Annotated in this window: 22 protein-coding genes, 1 tRNA gene and 1 pseudogene; 9 read left to right on the forward strand and 15 right to left on the reverse strand. The window is 66.9% G+C overall.

Annotated features, from left to right (window positions below; genetic code table 11):
• Window positions 1-2: 2 nt before the first annotated feature.
• Window positions 3-593, reverse strand: a complete 591-nt coding sequence (locus tag ACFOWB_RS07705) for a TetR/AcrR family transcriptional regulator (RefSeq protein ID WP_261403883.1) — start codon at window positions 591-593, stop codon at window positions 3-5.
• Window positions 594-715: 122 nt separating this feature from the next.
• On the opposite strand from ACFOWB_RS07705, the gene ACFOWB_RS07710 reads away from it, so the two are divergent.
• Window positions 716-1,933: an MFS transporter gene (locus ACFOWB_RS07710; RefSeq protein ID WP_261403882.1), complete on the forward strand. Its 1,218-nt coding sequence runs from the start codon at window positions 716-718 to the stop codon at window positions 1,931-1,933.
• A gap of 25 nt (window positions 1,934-1,958) precedes the next feature.
• On the opposite strand, the gene ACFOWB_RS07715 is transcribed toward ACFOWB_RS07710, so the two are convergent.
• Window positions 1,959-2,378, reverse strand: coding sequence for a VOC family protein (locus tag ACFOWB_RS07715; protein ID WP_261403881.1), 420 nt, complete (start codon window positions 2,376-2,378; stop codon window positions 1,959-1,961).
• A gap of 38 nt (window positions 2,379-2,416) precedes the next feature.
• Between ACFOWB_RS07715 and ACFOWB_RS07720 the strand changes: the two genes are divergently transcribed.
• The 4 genes from ACFOWB_RS07720 to ACFOWB_RS07735 all read left to right on the forward strand — a co-directional run bounded on the left by ACFOWB_RS07720 (window position 2,417) and on the right by ACFOWB_RS07735 (window position 4,828).
• On the forward strand, window positions 2,417-3,193 hold the full coding sequence (locus ACFOWB_RS07720; RefSeq protein ID WP_378146595.1) for an SIR2 family NAD-dependent protein deacylase: 777 nt from the start codon (window positions 2,417-2,419) through the stop codon (window positions 3,191-3,193).
• A gap of 144 nt (window positions 3,194-3,337) precedes the next feature.
• A complete protein-coding gene (locus tag ACFOWB_RS07725; RefSeq protein WP_378146597.1) occupies window positions 3,338-3,931 on the forward strand; it encodes a cold-shock protein in 594 nt (197 codons plus the stop codon).
• An 11-nt stretch (window positions 3,932-3,942) separates the two neighbouring features.
• The gene (locus tag ACFOWB_RS07730) at window positions 3,943-4,419 is read left to right on the forward strand and encodes a DUF192 domain-containing protein (protein ID WP_261403879.1); all 477 of its coding nucleotides are present in this window, start codon (window positions 3,943-3,945) and stop codon (window positions 4,417-4,419) included.
• A gap of 7 nt (window positions 4,420-4,426) precedes the next feature.
• Window positions 4,427-4,828: a DUF2177 family protein gene (locus ACFOWB_RS07735; RefSeq protein WP_261403878.1), complete on the forward strand. Its 402-nt coding sequence runs from the start codon at window positions 4,427-4,429 to the stop codon at window positions 4,826-4,828.
• Window positions 4,829-5,016: 188 nt separating this feature from the next.
• On the opposite strand, the gene ACFOWB_RS07740 is transcribed toward ACFOWB_RS07735, so the two are convergent.
• A complete protein-coding gene (locus tag ACFOWB_RS07740) occupies window positions 5,017-5,175 on the reverse strand; it encodes a hypothetical protein (protein WP_378146600.1) in 159 nt (52 codons plus the stop codon).
• Window positions 5,176-5,576: 401 nt separating this feature from the next.
• Here ACFOWB_RS07740 and ACFOWB_RS07745 point away from each other — a divergent pair, with 401 nt between their 5' ends.
• Entirely contained in the window at window positions 5,577-6,005 is a 429-nt protein-coding gene (locus tag ACFOWB_RS07745; protein WP_261403877.1) for a GlcG/HbpS family heme-binding protein, read from the forward strand.
• A 54-nt stretch (window positions 6,006-6,059) separates the two neighbouring features.
• Here the strand turns inward: ACFOWB_RS07745 and ACFOWB_RS07750 are convergent.
• The 7 genes from ACFOWB_RS07750 to ACFOWB_RS07780 all read right to left on the reverse strand — a co-directional run bounded on the left by ACFOWB_RS07750 (window position 6,060) and on the right by ACFOWB_RS07780 (window position 11,579).
• Window positions 6,060-6,136 (reverse strand) — tRNA-Arg (locus ACFOWB_RS07750).
• On the reverse strand, window positions 6,114-7,133 hold the full coding sequence (locus ACFOWB_RS07755; RefSeq protein WP_378146603.1) for a tyrosine-type recombinase/integrase: 1,020 nt from the start codon (window positions 7,131-7,133) through the stop codon (window positions 6,114-6,116). Before ACFOWB_RS07755 ends, ACFOWB_RS07750 begins: the two co-directional genes overlap by 23 nt.
• Before the next feature lie 875 nt (window positions 7,134-8,008).
• Entirely contained in the window at window positions 8,009-8,473 is a 465-nt protein-coding gene (locus ACFOWB_RS07760) for a hypothetical protein (RefSeq protein ID WP_261403875.1), read from the reverse strand.
• A 107-nt stretch (window positions 8,474-8,580) separates the two neighbouring features.
• Window positions 8,581-8,820 (reverse strand): hypothetical protein, encoded by a 240-nt coding sequence (locus ACFOWB_RS07765; protein WP_261403874.1) that lies wholly within the window; start codon window positions 8,818-8,820, stop codon window positions 8,581-8,583.
• Window positions 8,821-8,852: 32 nt separating this feature from the next.
• On the reverse strand, window positions 8,853-9,701 hold the full coding sequence (locus ACFOWB_RS07770) for a hypothetical protein (protein ID WP_261403873.1): 849 nt from the start codon (window positions 9,699-9,701) through the stop codon (window positions 8,853-8,855).
• Window positions 9,702-10,291: 590 nt separating this feature from the next.
• Entirely contained in the window at window positions 10,292-10,528 is a 237-nt protein-coding gene (locus ACFOWB_RS07775; RefSeq protein WP_261403872.1) for a hypothetical protein, read from the reverse strand.
• Between the two features lie 217 nt (window positions 10,529-10,745).
• Window positions 10,746-11,579, reverse strand: coding sequence for a hypothetical protein (locus tag ACFOWB_RS07780; protein WP_378146606.1), 834 nt, complete (start codon window positions 11,577-11,579; stop codon window positions 10,746-10,748).
• A gap of 566 nt (window positions 11,580-12,145) precedes the next feature.
• On the opposite strand from ACFOWB_RS07780, the gene ACFOWB_RS07785 reads away from it, so the two are divergent.
• Complete coding sequence (locus ACFOWB_RS07785) at window positions 12,146-12,568, forward strand: hypothetical protein (RefSeq protein ID WP_261403870.1); 423 nt, start codon at window positions 12,146-12,148, stop codon at window positions 12,566-12,568.
• Window positions 12,569-12,591: 23 nt separating this feature from the next.
• Here ACFOWB_RS07785 and ACFOWB_RS07790 read toward each other — a convergent pair whose 3' ends face one another.
• Window positions 12,592-12,951 (reverse strand): hypothetical protein, encoded by a 360-nt coding sequence (locus tag ACFOWB_RS07790; protein ID WP_378146608.1) that lies wholly within the window; start codon window positions 12,949-12,951, stop codon window positions 12,592-12,594.
• Between ACFOWB_RS07790 and ACFOWB_RS07795 the strand changes: the two are divergent.
• Together ACFOWB_RS07795 and ACFOWB_RS07800 are read left to right on the forward strand one after the other, a co-directional pair.
• Window positions 12,884-13,045, forward strand: a pseudogene (locus ACFOWB_RS07795) (ATP-binding protein); the annotation flags it as partial. The gene ACFOWB_RS07790 and the pseudogene ACFOWB_RS07795 overlap by 68 nt on opposite strands.
• A 144-nt stretch (window positions 13,046-13,189) precedes the next feature.
• The gene (locus ACFOWB_RS07800) at window positions 13,190-13,624 is read left to right on the forward strand and encodes a DUF1612 and helix-turn-helix domain-containing protein (RefSeq protein WP_261403869.1); all 435 of its coding nucleotides are present in this window, start codon (window positions 13,190-13,192) and stop codon (window positions 13,622-13,624) included.
• A gap of 8 nt (window positions 13,625-13,632) precedes the next feature.
• Here the strand turns inward: ACFOWB_RS07800 and ACFOWB_RS07805 are convergent, their stop codons facing one another.
• The 4 genes from ACFOWB_RS07805 to ACFOWB_RS07820 are packed head-to-tail and all read right to left on the reverse strand — an operon-like array spanning window position 13,633 to window position 15,504.
• Window positions 13,633-13,800 (reverse strand): hypothetical protein, encoded by a 168-nt coding sequence (locus tag ACFOWB_RS07805; protein WP_261403868.1) that lies wholly within the window; start codon window positions 13,798-13,800, stop codon window positions 13,633-13,635.
• Window positions 13,785-14,015: a hypothetical protein gene (locus ACFOWB_RS07810; RefSeq protein ID WP_261403867.1), complete on the reverse strand. Its 231-nt coding sequence runs from the start codon at window positions 14,013-14,015 to the stop codon at window positions 13,785-13,787. Before ACFOWB_RS07810 ends, ACFOWB_RS07805 begins: the two co-directional genes overlap by 16 nt.
• A 49-nt stretch (window positions 14,016-14,064) precedes the next feature.
• Window positions 14,065-15,156, reverse strand: coding sequence for a HigA family addiction module antitoxin (locus ACFOWB_RS07815; RefSeq protein ID WP_378146611.1), 1,092 nt, complete (start codon window positions 15,154-15,156; stop codon window positions 14,065-14,067).
• Between the two features lie 33 nt (window positions 15,157-15,189).
• Window positions 15,190-15,504 carry a hypothetical protein gene (locus ACFOWB_RS07820; protein WP_261403866.1) on the reverse strand — a complete coding sequence of 105 codons (315 nt, stop codon included), beginning with the start codon at window positions 15,502-15,504 and terminating at the stop codon, window positions 15,190-15,192.
• Window positions 15,505-15,532: the final 28 nt, after the last annotated feature.

A 15,532-nucleotide genomic window follows, 5' to 3' on the forward strand; every position in this document is an offset into this window, starting at 1 on the left:
CGTCAGTCGGCTCTTCTCAGCCCGTCCAGCATGGCGCGTAGCGCCGCGACCGCCTTGGCGGACACGCCCTCCGGGTTCTTGGCGTTCGCGATCCACTGGGCGGCGTCGCTGGTCGCGCCGTTGAGGAGCCGCGCGGCCGCTTCCGGATCGACGTCGGACAGGACGCCGGCGGCGCGGCAGGCCTCGACTTGCCCGGTGACGAAGGCGATGCAGGCGCTGGCGTTCGGCCAGCTCGACGGATCGCCGAGCACCGCCGGACCGTCGCGAAACATGATCCGCTGGACCTCGGGCTCGAGCGCCATCTGGACATAGGCGACGCAGCTTTCGACGAGCGCCTCCCAGGGCGAGGCCGCTCGGCTTGCGAGGGCGTCGAGCCGCTCGGTGATCTCGTCGTCGATCTGCATCGCGACGGCCTCGAACAGGCCGGTCTTGCCGCCGAAGTGATGGTAGAGCGCGCCGCGCGTCAGCCCGGCGCTCGCGGTGAAGTCGTCCATCGAAGCCTCGGCGTAGCCCTGCTCGGCGAAGGCGTGTCGGCCGGCCGCCAGCAGCTTCGCGCGGGTCTCCGCGATCATTTCCTTGCGGGTCTTCGACATCACGCCCTCGACGGAACTCACATACGCCATGCACGCCAATTGACATACGCAATGTATGTCCCTACGTCTTCGCGCATACGGCTCGTATGTAAGAGCTCTGCGCCAACGAGACGAGGATTCTCATGCTCACCGCCTATGGCGAGATATTTCAAGCGCCTGGCGCGAAAGGCTTCGCGGCCGCCGGCTTCGTGGCGCGTTTGCCGGTCGCCATGGCGCCGATCGGGATCGTGACGATGCTGTCGCAAACCCACGGGGCCTATTGGCTCGCCGGCGCGGTCGCCGCCACCTTCGCGCTCGCCAACGCGCTCATCGCGCCTCAGATCTCGCGGCTCGTCGACAAAGCGGGGCAGACCCCCGTGGTCGCGCCGGCCACCGTGGTGTCGGTCGCAGCCTTTGCGATGCTGGTCGCGGCGGCGCATTTCCGCTGGCCGGTCTGGACGCTGTTCGCCGCAAGCCTGTTCGCGGCCGCGATGCCGAGCGTCCCGGCGCTCGTGCGGGCGCGCTGGACGGCGCTGTTCCGCGACCGGCCGGCGCTCGCCACGGCCTTCGCGTTCGAATCTGCGGCGGACGAATTGGTCTACATCGCGGGCGCCTCGCTTTCCGTGGCGATCAGCGTCGCGCTGTTTCCAGAAGCAGGCGTCGCCGTCGCGGCGGTCATGCTTGCGCTCGGGGTCACGGCCTTGCTTCTCCAGCGCTCCACGGAGCCCCGGCCGGCGCCCGTGCGCGGCGGACGTTCGACCTCGGCCATCCGGCTGCAGTCCGTGCAGGTCGTCACGCTCATCTTGATCTTCATGGGCGTCATCTTCGCCGCCACCGAGGTCGGCGTGGTGGCGCTGACGAAGGCGTTCGGCGCGCCCGGGGCGGCGAGCGCCGTGATCGGCGTCTATGCGGTCGGATCGTTCGTGGTGGGCGTGGCGCTCGGCGCGGCGCGCCCCGAGATGGCGCTCCACCGCCAGATCGTGCTCGCGACGGCGATCGTCGCGCTGACCCAGCCGCCGCTTTTGTTCGCAGGCGGCGTCGCGCAACTCGCCGTCTTCGTGTTCCTGAGCGGCGTCGCGGTGTCGCCGACCTTCATCACAGCCTTCGGCATCGTGGCGGGTCGCGTTCCGGCCCACATGCTGACCGAGGGCGTCACCTGGGTGATGACGGGCCTCGGCGTCGGCATGGCGTCGGGCGCTTTCCTCGGCGGTTGGGCCATCGACCTCTGGGGGTCGCATGGCGCCTTCGCGGTGTCGACGTTCGGCGGCCTCGCGGCGGTCCTGACGACGGCGCTCGGGCGGCGGATCCTCGCGGAGGACGATCGCCCGAGCGCCGCCGGCGCGGCGCAGTGCGCGGCCTGAGCCGCGTCGGCTCAGGCCGTCGAGCTCACCACTTGCCGGTGTTCTCCATCGACGTCCACGGCTCGGCCGGCTCCTTGGCCGAGCCCTTCTGGAGCAGCTCGATCGAGATGTTGTCGGGCGAGCGGATGAAGGCCATGCGCCCGTCGCGCGGCGGGCGGTTGATGACGACGCCGGCCTTCATGAGGCGGTCGCACGTCGCATAGATGTCGTCGACCTCATAGGCGAGGTGGCCGAAATTGCGGCCCTCGCCATAGGCCTCGGGATCCCAGTTGTAGGTCAGCTCGACCTGGGCCTCGCGCTGGCCGGGCGGGGCGAGAAAGATCAGCGTGAAGCGGCCCTTCTCGTTTTCCGTGCGCCGCACCTCTTCAAGCCCGAGCTTGGCGCAATAGAAATCCAGCGAGGCGTCGACGTCGCTTACGCGGACCATGGTGTGCAGATATTTCATCGTCGCCTCCGGCGCTTGAGCAGTCGCGGGATGCAAGTATGAGCCAGGACGACGATCGCAAGGACGACGACCGCAAGATCGCGGCGCTCGACGCGCTTATCCGCGGCGCGCGCTCAGCGGTCGTCTTCACGGGCGCTGGCGTCTCGACCGGCTCCGGAATCCCCGATTTTCGAAGCCCCGGCGGGCTTTGGTCTAAGAATCGCCCGATCGATTTCGACGATTTTTATTCTTCCCTCGAGATGCGCCGCGAGGCGTGGCGGCGCAAATTCACGATGGACGACGCGACCCGCGGCGCGGCCCCCAACGCCGCCCACCGGGCGATCGCGCGCTTCGTGCGGGAGGGCAGGGCCTCGGTCGTCGTCACGCAGAACATCGACGGCCTGCACGAGGCCTCGGGCGTTCCGCGCGACCGGCTGATCGAGCTGCACGGCAACGGCACCTACGCCGCCTGCCTTGACTGCCGCGCCCGCCACGAACTCACCGAGGTGCGCGCGGTCTTCGAGGCGAGCGGCGACCCGCCAGACTGCCGCGTCTGCGGCGGGCTCGTGAAATCCGCCACGATTTCGTTCGGCCAGGCGATGCCGGTCGAGGCGATGATGCGGGCCGAGGCCGCGGCGCGCGAGGCCGATCTCTTCCTCGTGCTCGGGTCGTCGCTCGTGGTCTATCCCGCGGCGGCGCTTCCCGTCGCGGCCAAGCGCGCGGGCGCGGCCCTCGTCATCGCGAACCGCGAACCGACCGATCTCGACCCCTACGCCGACCTGTTGCTCAGAGGCGACCTCGTCGAGATTTTCGGTCCCTATGCTGATGCCGCTTAACCTCTTCTTCGCCCTGTTCGTCTCCGAGACGCCTTGTTTGGGCCATTTTTCGCTTCCCCCCGCGGTTCTCGATGATATCGTTTCAGTCGAACGAGTCGGACGCGGCTCCCTTCCGTCGGTGTAAGTTGCGGGCAGGCGGTTCGTATGAGTGAAGAGCGGGCGAAGGGCGCGGCGTCTCTGACAGAGACGAGGCCAGGACATGCGGCGGAGGTCGACCCTGTCGATCTCTACGAGGTGTCCGGCGTGATCAAATGGTTCGACGTCGCCAAGGGCTATGGCTTCATCGTGCCGGACGACGGGGGACCCGACGTCCTGCTGCACGTCACCTGCATGCGCCGCGACGGCTTCCAGACCGCCAACGAGGGCGCCCGCATCGTCTGCGAGGCGCAGCTGCGTCCCAAGGGCGCGCAGGCCTTCCGGGTGCTGTCGCTTGACGATTCCACCGCCCGCCATCCGGGCGAGCTTCCGCCGGCCCGCACCCATGTCTCGGTGACGCCGACGAGCGGGCTCGAGCTCGTTGAGGTGAAGTGGTTCAACCGCCTGCGCGGCTTCGGCTTCCTGACCCGCGGCGACGGATCCGAGGACATCTTCGTCCACATGGAGACGCTGCGCCGCTTCGGCATCATGGAGCTCAGGCCCGGCCAGAAGGTGTTCGCGCGCTTCGGCAACGGGCCCAAGGGCCTGATGGCGGCGGAGGTCCGGCCGGACGGACCCGGCGGCGGGCCGTCGTCGCACTGAGCGCCGCGCAGATGCGCGCAGCCGCAGTCGCCTCCCTCACTCTCGCACGTCTCGCGGCGTTCGCCGTCGTGATGACGGTCGCGCTCGTCTCCGCCGCGCTTGCGGCGGCGAAGCTCGAGCCGCTGACCTTCGAGACAGCCGGTGGGGCGAAGACTTTCCAGATCGAGGTCGCCGACACGCCGAAGCAGCGCGAGGTCGGGCTGATGTATCGCCGCTCGTTGCCCGAGGACCACGGCATGCTGTTCGATTTCGGGCAGCCGCAGGAAATCTCGATGTGGATGCAGAACACCTATGTGTCGCTCGACATGGTGTTCGTGGGCGCGGACGGACGCGTCCTGCGCGTCGCCGAGGACACCGAGCCGCTTTCGACCCGCATCGTCTCCTCGCAGGGGCCGGCGCGCTACGTGGTCGAGCTGCTCGCGGGCTCCGCGAAGCGCATCGGGCTGAAGCCGGGTGACAGAGTGGTCCATCCGCGCATCGGCGCGTAATGGCCTCATGAAGATTTATCTCGTCGCCTACGCGGCTGCGGCCGCGGCGTTCCTGGCCGCCGACGCGATCTGGCTCGGCTTCGTGGCGCGCGAGTTCTACCGCGTCCAGCTCGGCGAGCTCATGGCGCCGGACCCGAACCTCGTCGCGGCCGCGGCCTTCTATCTGCTCTACGTCGTCGGCGTGGTGTATTTCGCGATCTCGCCCGCGCTTGCGAGCGGCCAATGGACCACGGCGCTTGTCTCCGGCGCGTTGTTCGGGCTCGTGGCTTACGGAACCTACGATCTTACGAACCTCGCGGTGACGCGGGGCTTTCCGATGACGATGGCGATCGTCGACATGACGTGGGGCGCGATCCTCACCGCCTTCGCCGCCACCGTCGGCTTTTTCGCCGCGAAGGCGTTCGGCTGACGGCGTCGCCGGCTTGGCGACCCGGCTCGCCTAAGCAGACGCTTCGTAACCTTGCGCCAAGAATGGACCCCCCGGGACGAGCCCGACGGACTGGTCCGGCCGTCCGTCCTCGCCCGTGGCGTCGCCGCTCTCCGGGAACAAAAAAGCCCGCCTTTGAGGGCGGGCTTGCTTGGAGTGGAGGGCCGGCGTCAGCCGATCATCTGAATGATGATCTCGCGCATTTCGGCGCGTGAGATGGCGCTCGGTTCCGGCTTCCAGGCCTTGGTCCGCTTTGCGGCGACCGCCGTGCGGATCTGGTTCGGCGCCTGCCGCGCGACGGCGGGGCGGGCGTGGGTATGCTTCTTCATCGTTTCCTTAAGGCCTTGGCGGGACTTCGCTGTCGCAGCGAGAGCGGCGCGCAAGGCGGCAATGCGAGTGTTGAGATCCGACTGCCTGCGGCGCGATCCGTATCGGCGGCGCCGCCACCGGCCTGTCGGTGTTTGTCATATAGGACGCCATCAAGGCCGATTGAAGGCCCGGCTCGAAACGGCGACCTCCAAGCGACCGCCCCGCCGCCATGACATGACGCCGGACCGGTTGCGCTGCGACAGGGGCGACGAAGGCCAGCGGCCTGGCGCGCTCGCATGATCGAGCGGCGAGCCGAGGGGGAGCATCAGCTTCGCGGCGGAGTATAACGGGTCGCAGGCGCGTCTTCCCATCGCGTGCGGCGCTCGCGAACGCTTGGAAAAAAAAAAAGGGCTCGAACCGCATGACGGAAGCCGCATTCACCCGCCCGAGGCTGGCGCTCACCCACGCCGCGGCGCTGCGCATGATCGCCGCAGCCTCCCAGAAGGCCGAGGAGATCGGCGCGCCGCAAAACGTCTCGATCGTCGACGAGGGCGGAAACCTGATCGCTTTTCTGCGCACCGACGGCGCCAAGCTGCTGTCGCGCGAGACCTCTCTGGCCAAGGCGGTCACGGCGGCTTCGCACCGGCAACCGACGGGGCGGTTCAACGCGGAGATGGAGCCACGGCTCGCGAGCGCCACCGGCGGCCGCCTGACCAATCTCGCGGGCGGCTTGCCGATCCTGTTCGACGGGCAATGCGTCGGCGGGATCGGGGTCGGCTCGGGCTTGCCGGATCAGGACGTCGAGGTCGCGCGCGCAGGCCTCGCGGCGATCGGGGCGGACGCGGTCTGACGGCCAGGGGGAGGCCCGACCGTCGAACCGCGCGCTGAAATCTCGAGAAGGTCTTGGCGACCCCGGCTGGATTCGAACCAGCGACCATCAGCTTAGAAGGCTGGTGCTCTATCCAACTAAGCTACGGGGCCGTTTGAGTTTTTTGACCGCCGGAGCACCCTCGGTGGGACTCTGGTGGGAATTCTTGCGGCGCTCATGGTCGGCGCGACGGGCCCCTTCGTCCTCGGCCTGACGGGCCAGGGCGGCGCGGACGTCGTCGTCATTGATGTGCGCGTACTTCATCGTGGTCGTGATCGACTTATGGCCCAGGACCTTCTGGACCGCCTTCAGATTGCCCGTAGACCGCAGGAGCCGGGTCGCGCTGGTGTGGCGCTCGTCGTGCCGCCGGAAGTCCGCGACCTTGGCCTTGGAGCAGACCCGGCGGTGGTAGGTCAACCACCCGGCCGCCGTGATCGGATAGCGCATTCCGGCCTCAATCTCGCGTCCAGTGCGCGGCTCGCGGCGCGTCTTCTGGGCGGTATAGAGGAATACGGCGTCCTGCTCAGGATCGCGCGTGATCCAGAGCCGACGGAGCAGCTTCTCGACCTCGGGATGCATCGGGATCGAGTGCGGGTCGTCGCCCTTTTGAGTCACGTGGATCTTCTGGGTTCCGAAGTCGACCTGGTCCCAGGCGAGCAGGCACTCGGACGACCGCAGGCCGGTCTTCTGGGCGAACCGACGCAGGTCCGTGAACTCGGGAAGCTCGACGGCCTCGAGGCGAGCCTCCTCGTCGAAGGTCAACTCGCGGACGCGCTCCTTCGGCTCCTTCAGGATGTGAGAGCTCCAGCGCAACTCCTTGAGCGGGATCTCCCAGTCGAGCGACGCCCGCTTGAGCACCCGCCGGAGCGGCATCGTCAGCGAGCGGTTGACGGTGGAGGCAGACACCAGGCCGAGCGTGGGGCGGCCGTGGCGGAACTCACCCCGGCGCCGGGCGACCAGGCCGGCGACCATCTCGTTGGTGATCTGGGAGAGCTGGGTCGCCGCGCCGATCCACTCGACTAAGCGAGCGAGGTTCGCCTCCAGGTCCGGCTCGCTGGCGTGTTGGCCGACCTCGATCCAGTAGCGATCGACGGCCGCGTCGATCGACATGGTCGGCGTCGGATCGGCGGACGCAGCCTCGGACTTTACGCGCTGCTTTTCGCGGCGCTCGAAGGCCTCTGCCGCTCGGCGATCAGAGCATTCCGTCGAGCCAGAAAACCGACGACCTTTCCAGACGAAGTCGTAGCTGTAGTGGTCCGCGCTGGGGGTCTTCTTGTAGACGGACACGGCGCGCTCTGGTGCTGGTTCTGGAGAAAGCAGGTGACGTCGGACAGGCGGAAAGCATGCCGGCGCTTAACGGCTCCGACCCCGACATTGACGCTTGTAATGTTCCCGGCCGCAAGATGCCGGCGCAGGGTCTTCCCCGACATGCCAAGCAGTCTGGCGGTGTCGTCGAGCGGCCGCAGGGGCCGATAGGAGAAGGCCTCAACGAGGGCCTGAGGAATCGGAACTTGGACGCTCATGCGAATCAGCATGGCGCATCCGAAATCCATTGCAAGCCCATGATTTCACTATCGGATTTGCCCCATAGATTTGACGGACTTTCCCTCGAACTTCCCCATGCCCATGTGGAAATCGATGGGGAAGTTCGTCAAAATTGTGGGGGAGTTCGGGGGCCCAGACGAGCAATCCTTGCCCGTTAACCCAGTTCCGAGGTCGCTCCTGCAGCTTTTGCGATACAATCCTGTCCCCAGAGGCCGTTTTTGTAGCCTATGGTGGTGGTCGAGCATGGTTCGGAGGCCGAGAATGGACCCGAAAACGATTTCCCCCACAGAGCTCTCAACCCGAAACTCTCAACGGCTTGAGGCTGAAATGCGAGAGCGCGGGCTGCTGAAGGAGCCGGATCCGGAGCCAGCCGACGGCGGCTACACGTCCGAGAACATCGCTGTGCTGGCGGGGCTGGATCAGGGCAGGCGCCGGCCGCGCTAACGCAGGCCCAGCCTTCGCTGCCGGTTGTAGACCGTCCGCTCGCCGACGCCGGCCCTAAGCGCGATCTCGCCCCTTGGCGTTCGAGCGCGAGTGAGCCGCTCGACAATCTCGTCCAGCTCCAGCTGACGCTCATTGGCCGCCGATCCTGGCTTCCCGCCGCGTCCGCCAGGACGTCGGAACATGTGCGGCCGCGCCGGCAGGCCCATCGCCTCGACGCGCATACGGACGATGGTAGAGGTCGTCCGGTCGGCCTGGACGATCTCCCTCACCGGGACGTCGGTCTCCCACATCTGCCGGATCTCGTCGTCCGAGAGGTGCGACGCCGGCATCGCGGCCGCCATGATCGTGCGGCGCTGGCGGCGATCCCGGGACGGCAGGCCGAGCGCTGCGGCACGCTCTTTGACCTTGGGGATCGACCGATCGTCGGCGATCGAAATCTCCAGCAGAGGCCAGGGCCGCACCCAGGCGGCGCGAAAATCGTCGTTACTCAGACGTTTTGTCAACATTACTAAGTGTATGTTTCACAAGGTGTTTCACGGCCCATAGGTCAGATTAATCTACGGATGACCTACTGATAGGTCACGCTGGATTTGAGGCCCTTTGGGCCCGCTGCAGCGCCGAGCACACGGCCGCGGGCGAGACGCAGTGCTGGAGCGCTATCGCGGCCTGGCTCCGCCTTCCCATCGCGTCGGATGCTCCGCTCGAGGAGGCCGTCCTTGACCAGATAGCGCTGGATCGCGTTCTCGGTGACGCCGAAGATCTTCGCGATCTTGGACTTGGTGGATCCCGCGCGGAAAAGCTGCGCCATCCGGGTGCGGTCGACGCGATGCCAGGCGTTCACTACGTCAGCCTCCGCTTGTCGGATCGCTCCGCGCTCAAGCGCGCGATCAGGCCCTTGTCATTCGGGTTCGACTCGAAACCCGGCCTCATCCACTCCGGCTCGCCGTCGTCCTCGGCCGGCGCAGGCGTCGACGGCGCCAGCGGCACGATCACGCCCCTCGGCTCGGTCAGCGGGCGCGGCGGCTTCGGCAGTCCGATCCTGAGCGGGTTGACCCACGGATCCTCGCAAGCGCCCTCGTCAGCCAGAGCGACCTCGCCCGGTTCCATCAGCGCCTCCTCGTCGGAGATTACCGGCTCCGCATAGGCGTCGGGGATGACGTCCGCGTCTTCACTGGTCTCGGTCTCCGCCTCGACGGAGCCGACGGCGGCGAGGAGCTTCTCGAGCTCGTCCTGGGTTTGCCTCGGGCGCTGGGGCGCTGCGGTCGCGGCGGCCGCCTGCACGATCGCGTCGGTCGTCACCGCCCGCGGCTGGGTGGCCGGCGGGCGCATAACGCCGGGGCGGCGGACGGCGATGACGGGCGGCTTCAGAGCCTCAGGTGCGGGCTCGGGCTCGGAGGCCTTCACAGGTTCCGGCTCGGGAGCAGGCGCCGGGGCGGCCGTCGCGCGCAGCCGCGCCTTAAGTAAAGAGTACGTCTCGCTGTGGCCGACGCCGAGGTCGATCTGGGCCAGCACGCCCGGTACCGCCTCGAGGGCTGCCACCAGCGCCGCGGCGAATGCCTCGTAGTCGATCGCCTCCCGCGCGGGCGCGGACGCTGCAGGAGCGGCTTCCGGCTTCTCAGCCTGGACGGGCGCGGGGGCCGGAGAAGTGGTCTCAGCGGGCGGAATGAAAGCAGGAGGGCGACGCAGCATCTCGAATCCAAGTGGATCAACTGTTGATCCATTCAGGATTCCACAAATCCGCGATCCGGCAAGTGCCCATGAAGGATTGAGTCGGCGTCTGAGCGCCGCTCGACATGGATTTCGGGTCCGCATGCCACCCAATGAGCGCCGGCCGGCAGGCCGATGACGGCCAATTCTTGGCTATTCGACGCCTATTCGTGGATTGTGCATTGCTGGGAGATGGATTCGGATGGGCATAGAAGGCGCCTGGAGGCGCTCTGGAGGGTCCAATGCGTGTCAGTTGGTGGAATTGGGTTTGGCCAAAACGGGCCATGAAATCGAACCCAGCGAGCTCTCAGGCCTATCCTCGTCCGGAGTCGGTGACCGGTTGGGAGCGCCGATCGCCGGCTCAGGCGGCCGTCTCGGTCACCCGTCCGGCGGCCCGGCCGACTCATAGTGCCGCACCGACGATCAGCGAGATCATCGCGGCCGACCTCGCGAGGCTTGAGGCGATAGGGCGGCCGGCGGAGAAGCCAGTGCGGCCGATGACGAAGCGCCGGGCAGCAGAGGTCAGCGCGAAGTCAGACGCAGAGATCGTGGCGGCGATCCTACGCAGGTGATCAAGCGCGGCCGGCGGCCTGGTTGCGGATGATGGCTTCGAGCCGCCGAATGTACTCTGCTTGGCTTTCGACGGTCGACTGGGCCGCCTCCCAGGCCTGATAGTTGTGGGCGCTGATCCTGAGCGCCTCGTCACGCTGCGCGCAGGCCTGATCGACGACCTGCTGAGCCAAGGCGCGCTCGCGGCGCATCCGATCGCCGGCGCCGAGCAGAAAACCGGTCTCTTCGTAGCTGAGCATCTCACGCCCTCCATGCCCGGGAATCCGGGCCGACTCCCCAACCTACATCTCGACCTGTGAGCGTCGGCTTTCGGCGATCGCTAAAATGCGTCCGATCTGTCGATTCCGCTCCAGACGCGCCAAGGGCCGCAACCAGTGATTGGCGCGGCCCCCGAAAACCCCAAGAGCGGTGGGGTGCCGTATTTCCGACAGGAAATACACCTTTTTGTTGTGTCCGTCAAACGCCGGCCCTGGTCGCCCGCTCGCGGCGCAGCCGGGCCTTCCTGTCTCCCATCACCGCCGAATGCGTCTTTTCCCTGCGGCTCTTGGCTGTCGAGATCTCCACCGCCAGCCCGACGAGCTTGACGCCGCGCTTGATCGACACCCTTTCGAAGCGCCAGTTCCGCCACAGCGAGGGGGCGTTGAGCTCGTCCAGCGCCCGGCTCAGGTGCTTGGCTGCGAACACCGCGAACGACCCCGGCGCGGTGATCTCCGCCATCTCCCCGGTGATCTCGATCTCGTTCATGGGGTCCGTCATCCCAGGCCGGCTCAGCCCAACGAAACCAACGGCTTTCATCGCCAGCAGCACCGACGTCTTCTGGCCGAGCTGCTGCCACCAGATGCGCGGAACCTCCACCCGGGGGCCGTCCAGAAGTCGGCCAAACGCCGGATCGAGCACCACCTCGATGATCCCCGGCCGCCTCTTTCCGACCGGCCCGCCATAGCCCGGGGTGACCGTGATCGAGATGAACAGCCGCTTCCCGTGGAGCTCCGGATTGGACGGCGCATAGACCTCGCTGCCTTCGACCACCTCCTGCATGGCCGCCTGGAGACTGCGGACCTCGCGCCCCGAGGCGTCCATCAGATCGGCCGTGAAAGCGCTCCAGTTCTTGGGGACGGCGCGCCTCATCACCGCGATCAGGGACCATGCGCGGTGGGCGGCCGGACCGCTCAGGCCGAGCAGAGCGATCTCCCGCGCGGCAAACTCGGGGAACGAAATCACGGAGCCGTCGAAGGGCTGCGACGGCTTCAGATGGCCCAGCGGCGACGGGGACTTTTCGGGTGCGAACATGGCGTCTCTCAGCATGCAAGATGATGCCGATTATATGGTCATGGCGACGAATAACACAACGTCTGTTGAATGGCTTGTGTGGATTCATGGGAACCGAATCGCGCCTAATAGATGTCGTATTCTTTAGAGCGGATTTCCGGGCCCTGGCGGGCCCTCCCCATGGGGGCTGTCAGACAGCTGCGCGGAGGTCTGGAGGCCTGTCGCTTCGCTGGCTGGCGCCAGCTTCGCTCGGGCCTGGGTGGCGGGCTGTCAGCCGTTCGTTGCGGATGGCGCCTTGAGCCGTAGGCTGACTGGAAGCCTTTCGGCTTAGGACAGAAAGAGAAGAATGTCGGGAAGAGGGTTTGGGCTGGAGGGGGGTCGGGACGATCCCTGCGAGGGTCGCTGGCTCTGGAGAGGTCGGCTTCGCCTGGATGAGAGAGCGGCTGACAAGCAGCATGGATGGCTGACCATGCGGGACGCTGACGCTGCCATGAGACCACGACCGCATACGCCGTCACGTCACGACGTCCGTTGTGTCTTTCGTTCCGCGCCTACAGACTCCTGGCAACCGCCGGAGACCACGGATCATGTCCCGCCCGAAAAACGCCGAACCCGCCCGCGACAGCCTCAAGGCCTATCGCCAGCGCGCCGCGGCCCGATCACAGGCCTACCGCGACCGCGCGAAAGTTCTGAAGCGGCCGAACCCGACGCAGGTCGACCGCGCCATCATCATCGCGCTGCAGACGATCTGGGCGGAGACATACGCCGAAGCCCGCCGCGAGGGCCTGGACAAGCGCGAGGCCCTGCAGAGGCCCGTGTCGCTCGCCAGGATCGGTTCCGCGGCCGTCAGCCATCTCACGCGGCTCGAGCGCGCCGACCCACAGGAAGCGACCGCAATGGTCTCCAGGAGGCTCCGTCCAGAGCGCCGGAAAGAGCCGTTCGCCGGCGGTCTCAAAAGCGGCGACGCCCCCGTTACTCCCTCGCTTGCCGTCACAAACCGCGTTACGTGACGCGTCACGCCGAAAGAGGTCGATCAAACGGCCCTGGCGCTTGTGCGATTCATCGCGGGATGCAAGAATCCCTTCGCTCTCATCAGGGGCGCATTGGCTTCGTCTGTAGCCGCCACAACAGACCCGAAAGGCCCGCCAGCGTCCAATCCGCTCGGCGGGCCTTCTCTTTTCAGCTTGATGAAGTCGGGGCCGCGCTGATCCATCATTTGGATGGCGACCAGCGACATCCAGATCACTGCCCCGACGCCCGATGCGGCGATCGCGGAGTTTGTGCCCGAGTACGCCATCGGCTCCAGTTTCGCCTTCAGCGAATAGCCGCGCGTGTTCGGCGACGCCGAGATGACCACCGCGCTGCTCGATCGGCTCTCCCACCACTTCGACATCGTCGAGACCGGCAACGATAGTTGGCGCTTCGGGAACCGAGCCCAAGCGCCGCCCGAGACCGCGCTGACTGGACGTCGATCACGCCGATGCTAGCAACCCCGACCAGCTCCGCGCCGGCGCGATCGACGCCGCTTACCCAAGTTCGCGGAATGGCGCTCGGTCGTCGCGTCGGTCAGCGTCCTTCCGGCGACGCTCGCCGCTGCGGTCGCCTTCGACGCCTGAGACCAGATCGAGCCGTTGCAGGCCCAAGCCTGGCTCGGTCGCCTGCTGTGCGCCGATCTGTTGCGATCGCGCGCTAAAACCCGTGCGCACCTGACGTGCCTCGCCGCCGGCCTCAAAGCCGTTCCCCAGGAAAAACGCTGGAAGCGCGATCCCGTCATCCGGCTGGAAGTGGTCCTGCAGGGCCTGGCGGAAGCGGCGAACGCCGGGCTGAAAGAGCACGATCGCCTCTTCACGACATATGGCCGGCTCGACAGGCGCACGGATGGCCGACGGTCGAACTCGAAGCTGCCCCAGTTGCGGGACCTGGCGATTTCAAGCCCGATCGTCACGTCGTCGCTGATTTCGGCGCGCCTCGGCGTGACCCCGCGGGCCGCGTTGATGCTCGCTCAGGACCTCGGCTTGCGAGAGGCCACTGGTCGCAAGCGTTACAGGGCCTGGTCAGTCCCGTAAGGCGCCCGTCATCTGGCGGCGGCCGCAAGCGCCGCACCGACCAGCCGGCGTCGATCCGGCGTGGAGCGCTCGTCACGCAGCAATCGCCCGACCGGTTCGCCGCCATCCTCGCAGACCTGCAAGGCCAGAAATCCTCGGGCCGTGAGCCCAACGCGCTCGATCATGCGCGCGCCCATCTGACCAGCTCGAAGGCGATCAGGCCTGCAGCGCCGAGCCAGTGCAGCGAGGCCTCGACGAAGGCTTCGCGGGTCGCGCCCGAAGGGTCCGCGTCCGGCATCGCCGCATCCGCCATCTCGTCTATCTCGATGTCGATCGGGAACGGAAACGCCGCGTAGAGCCTTGCGAACAGCGACGACGCGACGTCGGCGAACAGATCGACGTTGTCGCTCATCGGACAGCCGCCCGGTCACATGGACGCCCGACTCTCGCCGGCGACTGCTTCAGGCCGCCCATTTGAAGCGCACCTTCAGGTGGTTCATCTGCCTGTAGGTCAGAACGCCGCGGTTCTGCAGCTGCCCGACGACGATACCGGCGGCGACGTCGTGCCGTTCGGCGAAGTCCAACACCTCTTCGTCCGTCCCTTCAAAGCCGGCGATGAACGTCTCAAGTAGCGTCTGTGGGACGAGAAAGTTCGTCGCCCACTTGTTGGCCTCCTCCTCTTCGGCGTCGCTGGCCGACCGATAGTCGGCGCTGTCCAAAAATACCGTCTTGCGGGAGTGAAGCAGCAGATGGGCGGCCTCGTGGAAGAAGGTGAACCAGAAATGGTCGTTGGCCATATGGCGCATCGACTGCTGGATCAGGGCCTTCCGCGGCGTGAGCCAGCGGGAGATTCCGCTCAGCCGGATGCCTTCGATCGGCTTGACGATGCAGAAGGCGACGCCCGCCGCCGCACAAAGCCGCTCGAGCTCAGGCAGCGCCGCGTCGATCGGGTCACGACTGAGCGCCCGCGCCTCTTTCAGGTTCTTCGTGAAGACGGATTTGTCGAAGTCGGCGCAGGCGATTCCGCCGGCTTTTCGTTCGCCGAGCCTCAGCCAGACGAGCAATGCTTCCTCGGTGCTCTTGAAGCTCGGCGAATGCCGGTAGGAGACCGCAGCCAGATCGCGGAACTTCTCCTTGCAGGACTCGACGCTGCCGCAACCGAAAAACGCCAGCAGCTGCCTGACGGCGTCGCCGTCGACGCCAGTTCCCCCCATCAGGCCCCGCTTGCGAAGCTCCGCCAGCGGAAAGCGTGACGCCCAACCGGTCGCGCCCGCCATGGATTCGATCTCCTCCGTCTTGGCGAGCTCAAGACGATACCGGGCCTCAAGACCGAGCCAGATGTCGGCGCTCATCCCGAGAACGCGTTCCAGCTGCAGCGCCGTCTCGGGCTCGACCGGCGCCTTGCCGGCGATGATCTCGACCATCAGCTTGGCGGAACGCCCGCATCGCCGGGCGAGCTCCCTGGCGGAGATGTCGAGCTCGTCGAGGAAGTCCGCGAGCACCGCCCCGGGCGAGACCAGCCGATCTGGCTGATAGGAAAGGTCGGCCGTCACGGCGCTCGCCTCTGAGGGTTTGGCCGGGCGACGTCAGACAATGTCGATCACCGTAATCTCCTCGATCTGGCTGAGCTTGAGCGCCGATCCGTCCACGACGTCAGACGCCGCGGTGAAGATCAGCCGCCGCCCGCCGGGCAGGTCGACCCCATAGAGGTTCGCAGAGCCGGGCTCCACGCGAAAGCCGATCGGCGGCTCGGCCGGAAGCGCCGCGAGATTGCGCGCGACCGCAAGCACGGCCATCCGCCCCGCGATCTTGCCCGCGAGCGTCTCCCCGAAGCGCTCTACCAGTCGCTCGTGGACGTTGAACAGCCTCTGAACTGAACGATTCGGGAACCCGATCTTCATGTAGGATCCAAAATCGTTACGCAATAGG

Source organism: Chenggangzhangella methanolivorans (assembly GCF_042648545.1).
GTDB lineage: Bacteria > Pseudomonadota > Alphaproteobacteria > Rhizobiales > Methylopilaceae > Methylopila > Methylopila methanolivorans.

What these genes read in the sequence shown, in the direction of transcription:
- ACFOWB_RS07705 (WP_261403883.1), bottom strand. Translation starts at nt 593, where the DNA reads ATGTCGAAGACCCGCAAGGAAATGATCGCGGAGACCCGCGCGAAGCTG.
- ACFOWB_RS07710 (WP_261403882.1), top strand. Translation starts at nt 716, where the DNA reads ATGCTCACCGCCTATGGCGAGATATTTCAAGCGCCTGGCGCGAAAGGC.
- ACFOWB_RS07715 (WP_261403881.1), bottom strand. Translation starts at nt 2,378, where the DNA reads ATGAAATATCTGCACACCATGGTCCGCGTAAGCGACGTCGACGCCTCG.
- ACFOWB_RS07720 (WP_378146595.1), top strand. Translation starts at nt 2,417, where the DNA reads ATGAGCCAGGACGACGATCGCAAGGACGACGACCGCAAGATCGCGGCG.
- ACFOWB_RS07725 (WP_378146597.1), top strand. Translation starts at nt 3,338, where the DNA reads ATGAGTGAAGAGCGGGCGAAGGGCGCGGCGTCTCTGACAGAGACGAGG.
- ACFOWB_RS07730 (WP_261403879.1), top strand. Translation starts at nt 3,943, where the DNA reads ATGCGCGCAGCCGCAGTCGCCTCCCTCACTCTCGCACGTCTCGCGGCG.
- ACFOWB_RS07735 (WP_261403878.1), top strand. Translation starts at nt 4,427, where the DNA reads ATGAAGATTTATCTCGTCGCCTACGCGGCTGCGGCCGCGGCGTTCCTG.
- ACFOWB_RS07740 (WP_378146600.1), bottom strand. Translation starts at nt 5,175, where the DNA reads ATGAAGAAGCATACCCACGCCCGCCCCGCCGTCGCGCGGCAGGCGCCG.
- ACFOWB_RS07745 (WP_261403877.1), top strand. Translation starts at nt 5,577, where the DNA reads ATGACGGAAGCCGCATTCACCCGCCCGAGGCTGGCGCTCACCCACGCC.
- ACFOWB_RS07755 (WP_378146603.1), bottom strand. Translation starts at nt 7,133, where the DNA reads ATGTCGATCGACGCGGCCGTCGATCGCTACTGGATCGAGGTCGGCCAA.
- ACFOWB_RS07765 (WP_261403874.1), bottom strand. Translation starts at nt 8,820, where the DNA reads ATGGCGCAGCTTTTCCGCGCGGGATCCACCAAGTCCAAGATCGCGAAG.
- ACFOWB_RS07770 (WP_261403873.1), bottom strand. Translation starts at nt 9,701, where the DNA reads ATGCTGCGTCGCCCTCCTGCTTTCATTCCGCCCGCTGAGACCACTTCT.
- ACFOWB_RS07775 (WP_261403872.1), bottom strand. Translation starts at nt 10,528, where the DNA reads ATGCTCAGCTACGAAGAGACCGGTTTTCTGCTCGGCGCCGGCGATCGG.
- ACFOWB_RS07780 (WP_378146606.1), bottom strand. Translation starts at nt 11,579, where the DNA reads ATGTTCGCACCCGAAAAGTCCCCGTCGCCGCTGGGCCATCTGAAGCCG.
- ACFOWB_RS07785 (WP_261403870.1), top strand. Translation starts at nt 12,146, where the DNA reads ATGTCCCGCCCGAAAAACGCCGAACCCGCCCGCGACAGCCTCAAGGCC.
- ACFOWB_RS07790 (WP_378146608.1), bottom strand. Translation starts at nt 12,951, where the DNA reads ATGTCGAAGTGGTGGGAGAGCCGATCGAGCAGCGCGGTGGTCATCTCG.
- ACFOWB_RS07805 (WP_261403868.1), bottom strand. Translation starts at nt 13,800, where the DNA reads ATGGGCGCGCGCATGATCGAGCGCGTTGGGCTCACGGCCCGAGGATTT.
- ACFOWB_RS07810 (WP_261403867.1), bottom strand. Translation starts at nt 14,015, where the DNA reads ATGAGCGACAACGTCGATCTGTTCGCCGACGTCGCGTCGTCGCTGTTC.
- ACFOWB_RS07820 (WP_261403866.1), bottom strand. Translation starts at nt 15,504, where the DNA reads ATGAAGATCGGGTTCCCGAATCGTTCAGTTCAGAGGCTGTTCAACGTC.